Consider the following 9728-nt stretch of genomic DNA (forward strand, 5'->3'; position numbering starts at 1 on the left):
CCAGTAATTATATAAATCAATAGATTTTCATTAAGTGATTTTAGTAATAAGAAAATAAGTAATAATTTATGCGAAAATTTATATACCTTATTTCATTCATTTTACCTATGGATTTATATAGAGTTAGCAAGATGCTGATTTATCTCGGCGCGTTACCTATAATCCTCTACGTGATAAAGGGGGGTTCATTCACATTAGGGGTCTCGTTTATTCCACCTATCGTAGCTCTCGGAATAAGACCTAGCTATAGAACCTTAGGGATAGGTCTTATTCTGTCAGGTTTAGTGTTTACTCTTCTCGTCTCCGGTGTTAACGTTATCGGACTACTCGTTCCCATCTTAGGACTAGTCTCCTCTGTTCTCTCATTCAAGAATAGGCTCTCTCCTCTAATAGGTTTTGCAGTTGTTGTTTTACTCTCTGTGTTATTTAACGGTTTCTTACCGGTATCTTTGTTGGTATCCGCTGGACTAATATTATCAGTCTATAATAGACCTTTTGACCCAAGTGGGGTTTTCACTTTAGCTATTCCTTACTTTGTTACTCAAGTTCTGTTTCTAGCTTTCTACTCCACATATATCTCTCCTTCTCTTTGGGCGTTAAACCTCTTTGGAGCCCTGAGCAAGTATGCTTACCTTGCATACGCTGTAGTAATTATCACGTTTGTACTCTATCTAATGAGAAAGGAATACTTAATGCACGAGTACATTAATGTTATCATATCGATTGTAAGTGTCACTGTAGGAAGTGCGGTAGCGTATTTATTTGTCTCACCTATATCCATAATGTTCGGTCTTTCCGGCTCGATTAGTACGAGTTTTGTTTTTTCTCAGCAGGATTTAGCTAATGTCATCATAGAAGCGTTTAAGAGAAACGATTTAAGGTTGGCTGAAAGAGCTTCTTTCATATATGAGGGTGACCTAACAGAAGTGTATAAGAAGTTGGTCGATATAAAGCTATGTATCGCTGTAGTTAAGTTACCGGAATTTCGTCCTTATAAGATTAATTATTTAGAAGTGGATTACAAGAAAGTAGCTGAATGCTTCTTTGAGTTGAAACAAGTCCCGACGAAAGACGTGGTTAATTATCTAAGGTTTGTAAAGGAAAAAGACGTCAACCTAGCTGAAAAAGTAGGTGAGTTAGCTTTAGAAATTTCTCCTTCGCCTAAACTGGTTAATATAATGAAAGAAATAGAAGTTTTAAAACTAGAGTACTTAAAATATAATTGGGATCCAGAAGTATGGATAGGGAAGGAACTTTACGGGTATAAGATAACATCTTATTTAGGTAAAGGAGGTTCAGCCTACGTCTTAGTAGGTGAAAAAGATAGTAAAAAATACGCAATTAAAATTCCTATACTTATGCCTCCATCTACATCTAGCGCGAGTTATTATGACTTCGTAAACGAGTACTCACAGCTGAGGGACTTGTCTAACAGAAGCGAGAACATAGTTAGGTTCGTCGACGCGAAGATAGATTCTTTCAGCTTGAAAAAGATTCTTTCAGGTGACGTGTTGTCCTATATGAAAGAACCACCGATCTTGGTTATGGAGTATATGGAAGGAGGTAGTGCTAAATCCCTTATGGGCGATAATAACGTATATTATTCCGACCAATGGTGGAAGATAGTAGCGTTAATAGGCTATGAAATCGCTAAAGCATTAAAATCTATCCACGAAATGGGCTTCGTACATCTGGATGTAAAACCATCAAATATTTTGTTCTCAAAGTATCCGGGGAGGACCGGTAAAGAGGTCTTCGAAAATCTAATTAAGGGAGAAGTAAAAGTTAAGCTAAGCGATTTAGGTTCAGCTAGGAAGAGAGGCGAGAGGTTCATACAATATACTCCCGAATATTGCCCTTTAGATCAGGTAGAGGCTTTATTTAGAGACAAAGGGGCGGAGTTCTACATGGATATATATTCTCTTGGAGCTACAATGTATTCTCTACTGACTAGACAACCCTTTAATCCTAGGGAAGTGATAAACTTCATTAATGACGCTGAGCTGCTTTATAAAGAAAATAAGGATCCAATGCCTTCTATCCAAAAGGCAAAAGAGTTCTACGTGAAATTCCATGAAATTCTAACCGTTGAGGAGAACGTAGACAAACGTTTAATAGAGTTGATAAGACAGATGACTTCTCCAGATCCCGAAAAAAGACCCTCAGCTTTAGAAGTATATAAAAGGCTAGGTGAGATAATTAATAACAATGAAGGAAATACTAGTACCCGATGAAGTTTACGCCTACCTTGAAAAGATAGGTGAGCAGGAGAGGGCTTCAGTTAGTGACATAATCGTTAAATTAGTACTTAATATAATGTCTCAAGAAGAAAAGGTTAGGGCACTTCAGGCAATAAGTAAGGAGTACATAATCCAAGGTAGAGAATTAGAAGAAAAAGGTGCTCTAGTCGAATCAGGAGAGATGTATTGGAGGGGGCTAGCGTTTCTTATGCAAAGTATTGCTATAAAGCTCGGATTTGAAATTACAAGTTATCAAGATTATTTCTCGCTTATAGATTATCTTTCCTATAAGCTTAATGACGGAGAGATAGTCAAACTCTTTGTTAATAGTGAGAGACTTCACGGAGAATACCATCCAAGACCACAAGGTGAGTCTGAATTTAAGTTCAGGGTAGATAATCTCTTTAAGTTGATGAAAAAACTGGAAAAAATTGCAGAATTTTCAGATTAAAATACTAGGGTAAAAATTTTTAAAACGTTGAGAGTTTTAATATTTGTGAGATTAGTTATACACCCGGAGAATCCCGATGATTTTCTTCCAAGATATATTACAAAAGATGATATTGTTGTCGACTTAGGATGTGGACCAGGGTATTATTGTAAGACATTAGTCAAGTTAGCCAAGAAAGTGTACTGTATCGACGTGGACTGCATAGCACTTTCAATGGCTAAAGAGAGTGCACCTTCAGCTACATTTCTGTGTGAATCAGCTGAAGAAATATCTCTCCCTAGCACTAGTGTAGATGTTGTTTTATTGGCTAACTCCTTTCACGACATGAGAAATAAGGAAAAAGTGGTAGAAGAGTTAAAGAGGATTTTAAAGGCTGGAGGGAAGGTTATTATAGTGGATTGGAAAAAGGAACAAACTACTATGGGACCTCCCTTGAGTAAGAGGATGAGTGAGGTAGATTATCTAGCATTTTTCAAGGACTTTTCATTAGTTGAAAAATTCTCACCTAGCCCTTATCAATTCGGGCTGGTGCTTAAGCGATGATAAACTTTGAGATTTGTAAAGAAATAGACGATAGGGAAAAGGTATGGGATGTAGTTAAGGATGTAAAGAAGATTCCAGAGTTCTGGAAAGGGACGAGAGAGCTTAACGTGGAGGAGACGAGTCAAGGTATATATGAAGGGGATGTAAGGTTTGCTTTCCCATCTAAGGGAAAGGTGAAAATTGAGATCCGCGAGGGTGAAAAAAGAATTGTCATCAACTACCTTAAAGGACCAGTTTTAGGAACTCATGAGATTTATATCACTGAAACAAAGCTTTGCTCTAAATGGAACGTTAGGTTAACCTTTCCTTTTAGCCTTAGAGAAAGGTGGACTGAGGAACACTTTAAAAGTGGTACCCAACACGCCTTGGAGAGGATACTAAGCTATAGTATGCGATAGTCTGGACTTAGCAAGTAAAACCAAATAATTCTATGAATTAACTTGAGTCTTTCTAGTTAGAATTTTTTACAAATGATTAGAAGAGATATACTAATTTACTAGGACGGTTTTTACACTACTTTTATAAGAGGGAAGTCTCAATTTGTATAATAATGTCCTCACAAGCCAAATCAGAGTTTAACAAAGGAGATAATAGTCTATCTTTCGTTGATCTTTTCTTCATATCATTTGGGGGTCAAGCCCCGTTTATATCCCTCCTTACTTTCGGTACTGTGATGATAGCAGAAGCTGGTTTGGCTGGTCCTTTTGCCATGCTTATTGCAACTTTTGTAGTATTGTTTAACGGTCTGGTAGTGTATTTTTTATCGAAGAGGTATAAGAGAGGTGGAGGTTTCTACGTTTACGCTCTATACTCCTTAACACCTAGATTGGGACTAAATACTGGTTGGACTTACCTTATTTACGCCTTATCTTACGGTGGGACACTCTTGGCTGGCGGTGCTTATGTTTTGTATACTATTCTCTCCGAGGTAACTGGTAATAGCTTGATCTTCCCTATTTCACAACAGTGGTTTTTAGCACTAGTAGTATGCGTTACCGCTTCCTCCTTAGTAATTTCAGGAGTAAAATTTTCAGCTAAGTATGCTATGATCATGTCAATAGTTGAAATTATAGCGATAGCTGGTTTAGCTGTTTACTTTCTTTATGAATCTGGCTGGAGATTTTATAATCCGATTCCGAAATCCATCAATCCGGGAGTTCTGGACGCAGTAGTTTTAGGTTTGGGAATACCTACGGGTTACGGGTCAATTGCACCTCTAGGTGAAGAGGCTAAATCTAAGGAAATTGGTAAAGCTGCAATTGCTGTACTACTTTTTGGTGGCTTAATAGCTACGTTTTTCTTTTACTCGTTAGGCTCAATGGATTTCACGGGTAACTTAGTGGAATATTTACTCGGTAATTTCGGTTTTATCGTAGCTATATTGCTAGCTTTCGTAGCTTTAAATGACGGAACCTTAGGGGGGATGACCTATATCTTAGCTAACTCTAGAACTTTAAAGGCTATGGCTGAGGATAAAATATTTCCACAGATTTTAGCTAAGAAGAGAAATGATAAGCCGTTATATGCAGAGGTGACAATAGCTGGAACTTTTACTGCGTTAGTAGTTTTGTTAAGCTACTTCCTAGGGCTCTATGAGACTTTCCTTATACTGGGTTCCTTAGCTGGAATGTTTAATTTGTTCATCCACTTATCTGCAGATTTTTCCTTGATAAGAACTGCGTCTAAGAGACCCCGTAAACATAAGTCAGAAATTGTTATTGGCTTAATAGCGATAGTAATTAGCTTGTTTGTACTATTTTATTCGATACCAGGCTTTCAAGCATATATAGTCTATGCATTCATGGGTTGGATTATACTCGGATTCCTCTACGCTGAAGTAAGGGAAATGATTTCAGAGGATTATTTTGAAGACGAAAATTATCAGGGAAAAAGTAACAAGACATAATGAATTTTAAGCTGTAATTACATTTTTACTGGTAGAGGCATCAGTTTTCTCAGCTTACTTAATTTAAATAGTACGGATGCGATGATCACGTTATATGAAAACGTCCACTGGCTTAAAATGGGGGTTAATATTCGGGGTTCTGTTTGCGGTTAGCTCAACGGCGTTATACTACACATTATTCATTTATCCACAACTACCTCAGTTACAACAATATTATTATCATGAAATACTTAATTCAACAAACGGAAACGTTACAGAAGCTATGAAATATAGTCAAGAACTTCCCATTTTTCTTCCTTTTAGTTTGCTATATCTAGACCTAATTTCGCTGGTTTCTGGTGGTCTTTTAGCCGGTTATCTTATCGCCAAGTTATGGAATAAAAGTCCTCATTGGTATATGAAGGGTCTTATGGGGGGTATCGCATCACTCATCGTGGTAACTTTTTTATTAGGTTTCATTGTAGCTTCTGTAGGAGGTACTATCATATATACAACCTCTTGTGTTCTCATGGGTCTAGCTGTCTCATATAGATTAAATAAACTAGAAAATAAGAGCGTGAAGAAAGATTAAAAATGTTTAGATTTTTTGAACACCTTATGTTATCGAAAAAACAGATTGCCCTTTTATCCATAGGAACATCCTTGACTTTTTGGGATATTTTTAACGTTCCCTATATCGAAAATTATGCATCAAAACAGATAGGGGAGATCTCATCAACACTAATATTGTCAGCTGAAATGCTAGGCTACTTCCTAGGAGGAGTAATAAACGGTTATTTAGCAAGTAAATACGGAAGAAAGTTCGGGCTTCTCAGTTCTATGGCTCTAATCAGTATGGGCTCTCTACTGGGGTTTATATCGCTTAACCTAGCAATGCTACTCGTGGCTGAACTTCTAATAGGTATAGGAATAGAGGGTGAAGTAGCTATAGTTCCATCTTATGTATCAGAAATGTCAAGCGCAGAATCAAGGGGGAAGAATGTCGGTTATACTACGATGAGCGGATTCTTGATGAGTTTAGTAGTAACTCCTATAGCTATTCTTTTAGGAGAGGATTTTTGGAGACTATTGTTTCTACCTAGTTTACTTTTGGCAGTAATAGCTCTCTTATTTAGGATAAAATTACCTGAGTCGGCATTATGGGAGAATAAAAGATATGAGAGCCTTAGGTGGGATAAGGATGTAGTTATCTTCACATTGATTTGGTTTGCAAGTTATTTCACTGGTTATGCGTTATTCTCGACTCCAGTCTTCTCACTAATATCAAGCCAAGGATATACTCCTTCTAATCTTTACTTCGGCTATATTCTATACGGAGACCCTCTAGGAGTTGTTATTGCAAGTGTACTAAACGACCGTCTGCAGAGGAAGTACACTTCTTCATTGGCAAACCTACTATCGGCTATTCTTATGATAATTTGGCCTTTTTCGGGAATCATGTTTTTGCCGATAGGTTTTGCTATCATGTTCTTCCAAGGTTTTAAGTTTCCGGCTATGTATGCGTATACTGCTGAAAACTTAGGAACTAAGATAAGGACTTTGGGCTATGGGATTGCCGACGGTATAGGTCATTTAGGAGGAGCTGTAGGGCCTATAGTCTTCGTGTTATTGCAGGATCACATAGGTCTAGCTTTCTCTACCGGTGTAGTAGGTATAGCGTCTGTAATATCGTCAATCTTAATAATGGTTTTCGGACAAATAACAAACAAGATACCCTTAGAGAAAATAAAGGGATGATGACGCTACCCAAGATGATCAGTGAATTAATAATTTGAGAGCCCCGGGCTGACTAACTTTAATTGAAATGTTTAAATTATTTAAACGTACATAAAAATAAAATTAACAATTCTTCAAATTTTTGATTAATTAGCATCTTGTGTAATTGTATCTTATGAAAAGAGTTATCGTCTCATGTATGGACTACAGACTCACTGATGAAATATTGAAGAGGACAGACAAAGACACGTTAATTTTCAGGAATGCTGGTGCAAATGTAAAGGAGTTCTTACAAAGGCTTAAGGAGATAAAGCCGGACGAGGTTATATACCTTCCTCACACGGATTGTGCTGCAATGAAGCTCGTCTTCAACGTCGTAAAGAAGGGCGAAAATGTAAGCAAAAACGTTAAGGAAAAACTAGTGGATGTTTTCTCAGGGCAGAAGTTCGAGACTTTAGAGGAGTTAGAACAATTAAACGCAAAAATAAACGAAGAGATGTTAAAAAAGGAAGTGACTAAGAACGTCAAGACGGAGTTAATCGACGTAAAGAAGATACAGTGGCCACAGAAAAAGACGGAAGTGTACTTCTACCCTATTACGGCAAGGCCCACTGATAAAATCGGTGCATATATCCTACAATCAACTTCAATAGACGACGTAAAGGCTGATATAGAAATAGCTAAAGATAAATTAGGTTTTAAAGATATTTATGACTGTTCAAGCGGTGATTGTAAGAAGATCTAACCCGATATGGTCGAAAGAATATCTTTGATAATTTTTTCTAACTCTTCACGTGAGAGTTCTTTAGCCTCTATCTTTCCATCTTTGTTAATAGTTACTGTATATATTCCATTGGAGTTTATGTAAAGGCTTACGCTATAATCCCCTTTCTTGACGAAGATTTCCTCTATCTCACCGTCTATATTTCTCGTGTATCTCTGCCTTATCTCGTAACCTTTAGAAATTCCCCTCACTTCGTGAGACTCTGTCAATATATCGTCCAATTGCGATCTGATACTCTCATGAATTCTCTTTACGTCTAAGCCGAATATGCTCATTTCTAACACTATCTATGACTTAATAGTAAAAACTTTTTCCTTAGCTCATCGATGAACTCACTAAGCCTACTCTTATCGTTTATAGGTATCTCTGCGACTTCGTTAGAACTCGTGATCTTTATGATACCGTCATTATGTACCTCAACTACACCTGGTAACACGTTACCAGTAGCTTTGCCAGCGAGATTAATAAGAGCCTCAAGGGAATATAAAAGTTCCTCAGTTAAATCCTTGGTATCAAGTTTAAGGTAGTGTGCAAGTGTAGAGAGGCTAACCTTAACTGAGTATATGAAGATATTGTTATAAAATAGTCTGGCAATACCAAAGTTTTTGTCTACGTCAAGTATGACCTTAAACTCTCCCAGTTCTTCTACTCGGGGCAACTGGGTCCCATATTTGTGCATAAAATCCCTTTGTGCTCTCTCATCCACCTCTAAAGGGCTTTCCTTAAGAATATTCTTCACTACCTTAGGAGGTAGGTCATAGTAATGAGAAATTTTATTAACATCCACAGGGAAAATTTTTATTTCAGAGAGTTTATTAAATAGAGAATTAATGTCGTTTATGATTATCCCCCAAGCCTTTATCTTTACTTTGTCGTTTTCAGCCTCTACAACGGATCCCATTTTGACCTTTATGGGCGGGCTTAAGAATAGGGATTTTATGATCTCGTTTGCCTCTTCTACTGTTTTGGGCAGAGAGTTTACTTTTCCCTCAAACTCAACTTTTAATCCCTGAAAGTCCATGAAGCCTTTTACAGAATTTCCCTCAAACTCAGCTGTATAATTCCCCGTTATAACGGTTATCCTATTGCCGTTTTTAATCAGGTAAGTGTCTTTACTCATAGTGTATATTTTACTTACGTGGTTTAAAAACAATAATATAGGGTTCAGGCGGTCAAGCGTCCTCACCAATCAGTGCCGCGACACGTCCACATTATTTACACTAAACTTGAGACGGTGAATAATATAAGGATTTTTCCAGTTAAAACAGTTTCCACGTTAAATTCTGTATCGATATACGTCTGACTGATATTATCATTATTAAAAATCTATTAATCATAGCAATACATAGTTGTAAAGAGAATTATAAGATGTATATAGTCTAAATAGGTTATTCTTATAAATTGTGATAGTGACTTTATATCGAGGAAGCATGGGTTTTAACGGTATAAGTGGTGCAGTAAATGAACCTGGAGAATTACCGTGGGAAGTTGTAGTAGGATATTTCGTTGTAGCTCTAGCAATAGTATTCTTTATAGGTAAGAAATATGGAGGCTTAAAGGCGTTCACTACATTGGATCTCGTCTACATAGGTATAGGTGGAGCCTTCGGAATGGTATGGGAGTTCTACATAGGAAGCTTCATAGGAAGGTTCCTTCCCAGTACACCTTTTATTGATGTGGGTTTCTGGGGAAGACTAATAATAGTTTTCATAGTAGCGGGGTTGGTTAGAAAACCCGGTGTAGGTATGTTAACGTTATTCATATATAGTTTTCTATCGGACCTATTTCACTATGGTTTCGGAGGAGAACCTATGTTTTTTATATACGAGGCGTTAACGTACGGTCTTTTCGTTGATTTAATGATAGTGTTCACCAAGGGAAAGATATTCGGTATTGGTTATACTCCAAAAGAAGTAGACCAACCATATGCTGTATCTGTGAGGAGAACTAATGTATTAGCTGCCTTAGACGGTAGACCCAAAATCACCTCCTTAAAAATAAATCTATAGTGTAAATAAGTGTTTTCACTAGATTAATTGTAAAATTCTCTGGATTGAATAAATCTGGAAAAAATAAAAGAATTAATAA

Annotated in this window: 10 protein-coding genes and 1 pseudogene; 9 read left to right on the plus strand and 2 right to left on the minus strand. The window is 37.1% G+C overall.

Going from position 1 to position 9728, the window contains the following annotated elements:
* Positions 1-107 precede the first annotated feature (107 nt).
* The 8 genes from WIW89_RS02395 to WIW89_RS02430 all read left to right on the plus strand — a co-directional run bounded on the left by WIW89_RS02395 (position 108) and on the right by WIW89_RS02430 (position 7601).
* Positions 108-2234, plus strand: a complete 2127-nt coding sequence (locus WIW89_RS02395; RefSeq protein WP_337719623.1) for a protein kinase domain-containing protein — start codon at positions 108-110, stop codon at positions 2232-2234.
* Complete coding sequence (locus tag WIW89_RS02400) at positions 2209-2691, plus strand: PaREP1 family protein (RefSeq protein ID WP_337719624.1); 483 nt, start codon at positions 2209-2211, stop codon at positions 2689-2691. Before WIW89_RS02395 ends, WIW89_RS02400 begins: the two co-directional genes overlap by 26 nt.
* A 45-nt stretch (positions 2692-2736) precedes the next feature.
* Positions 2737-3234, plus strand: coding sequence for a class I SAM-dependent methyltransferase (locus WIW89_RS02405; protein WP_337702841.1), 498 nt, complete (start codon positions 2737-2739; stop codon positions 3232-3234).
* A complete protein-coding gene (locus WIW89_RS02410) occupies positions 3231-3632 on the plus strand; it encodes an SRPBCC family protein (protein ID WP_337719625.1) in 402 nt (133 codons plus the stop codon). The genes WIW89_RS02405 and WIW89_RS02410 overlap by 4 nt, the downstream gene beginning before the upstream one ends.
* 152 nt (positions 3633-3784) lie before the next feature.
* Positions 3785-5140, plus strand: a complete 1356-nt coding sequence (locus WIW89_RS02415; RefSeq protein WP_337719626.1) for an APC family permease — start codon at positions 3785-3787, stop codon at positions 5138-5140.
* 94 nt (positions 5141-5234) lie between these two features.
* Positions 5235-5711, plus strand: coding sequence for a hypothetical protein (locus WIW89_RS02420; protein ID WP_337719627.1), 477 nt, complete (start codon positions 5235-5237; stop codon positions 5709-5711).
* 26 nt (positions 5712-5737) lie between these two features.
* Positions 5738-6877 (plus strand): MFS transporter, encoded by a 1140-nt coding sequence (locus WIW89_RS02425; protein WP_337719628.1) that lies wholly within the window; start codon positions 5738-5740, stop codon positions 6875-6877.
* Between the two features lie 154 nt (positions 6878-7031).
* On the plus strand, positions 7032-7601 hold the full coding sequence (locus tag WIW89_RS02430; protein ID WP_337719629.1) for a carbonic anhydrase: 570 nt from the start codon (positions 7032-7034) through the stop codon (positions 7599-7601).
* On the opposite strand, the gene WIW89_RS02435 is transcribed toward WIW89_RS02430, so the two are convergent.
* Complete coding sequence (locus tag WIW89_RS02435) at positions 7598-7915, minus strand: hypothetical protein (RefSeq protein ID WP_337719630.1); 318 nt, start codon at positions 7913-7915, stop codon at positions 7598-7600. The two genes, WIW89_RS02430 and WIW89_RS02435, sit on opposite strands and share 4 nt — an antisense overlap.
* Before the next feature lie 8 nt (positions 7916-7923).
* Entirely contained in the window at positions 7924-8760 is an 837-nt protein-coding gene (locus WIW89_RS02440; protein ID WP_337719631.1) for a hypothetical protein, read from the minus strand.
* 310 nt (positions 8761-9070) lie between these two features.
* On the opposite strand from WIW89_RS02440, the pseudogene WIW89_RS02445 reads away from it, so the two are divergent.
* Positions 9071-9613, plus strand: a pseudogene (locus WIW89_RS02445) (hypothetical protein); the annotation flags it as partial.
* Positions 9614-9728 lie beyond the last annotated feature (115 nt).

It is taken from the genome of Stygiolobus sp. CP850M (assembly GCF_037389425.1).
Taxonomy (GTDB): Archaea; Thermoproteota; Thermoprotei_A; order Sulfolobales; family Sulfolobaceae; genus Stygiolobus.

What these genes read in the sequence shown, in the direction of transcription:
- WIW89_RS02435 (WP_337719630.1), bottom strand. Translation starts at nt 7,915, where the DNA reads ATGAGCATATTCGGCTTAGACGTAAAGAGAATTCATGAGAGTATCAGA.
- WIW89_RS02415 (WP_337719626.1), top strand. Translation starts at nt 3,785, where the DNA reads ATGTCCTCACAAGCCAAATCAGAGTTTAACAAAGGAGATAATAGTCTA.
- WIW89_RS02420 (WP_337719627.1), top strand. Translation starts at nt 5,235, where the DNA reads ATGAAAACGTCCACTGGCTTAAAATGGGGGTTAATATTCGGGGTTCTG.
- WIW89_RS02400 (WP_337719624.1), top strand. Translation starts at nt 2,209, where the DNA reads ATGAAGGAAATACTAGTACCCGATGAAGTTTACGCCTACCTTGAAAAG.
- WIW89_RS02430 (WP_337719629.1), top strand. Translation starts at nt 7,032, where the DNA reads ATGAAAAGAGTTATCGTCTCATGTATGGACTACAGACTCACTGATGAA.
- WIW89_RS02395 (WP_337719623.1), top strand. Translation starts at nt 108, where the DNA reads ATGGATTTATATAGAGTTAGCAAGATGCTGATTTATCTCGGCGCGTTA.
- WIW89_RS02425 (WP_337719628.1), top strand. Translation starts at nt 5,738, where the DNA reads ATGTTATCGAAAAAACAGATTGCCCTTTTATCCATAGGAACATCCTTG.
- WIW89_RS02410 (WP_337719625.1), top strand. Translation starts at nt 3,231, where the DNA reads ATGATAAACTTTGAGATTTGTAAAGAAATAGACGATAGGGAAAAGGTA.
- WIW89_RS02440 (WP_337719631.1), bottom strand. Translation starts at nt 8,760, where the DNA reads ATGAGTAAAGACACTTACCTGATTAAAAACGGCAATAGGATAACCGTT.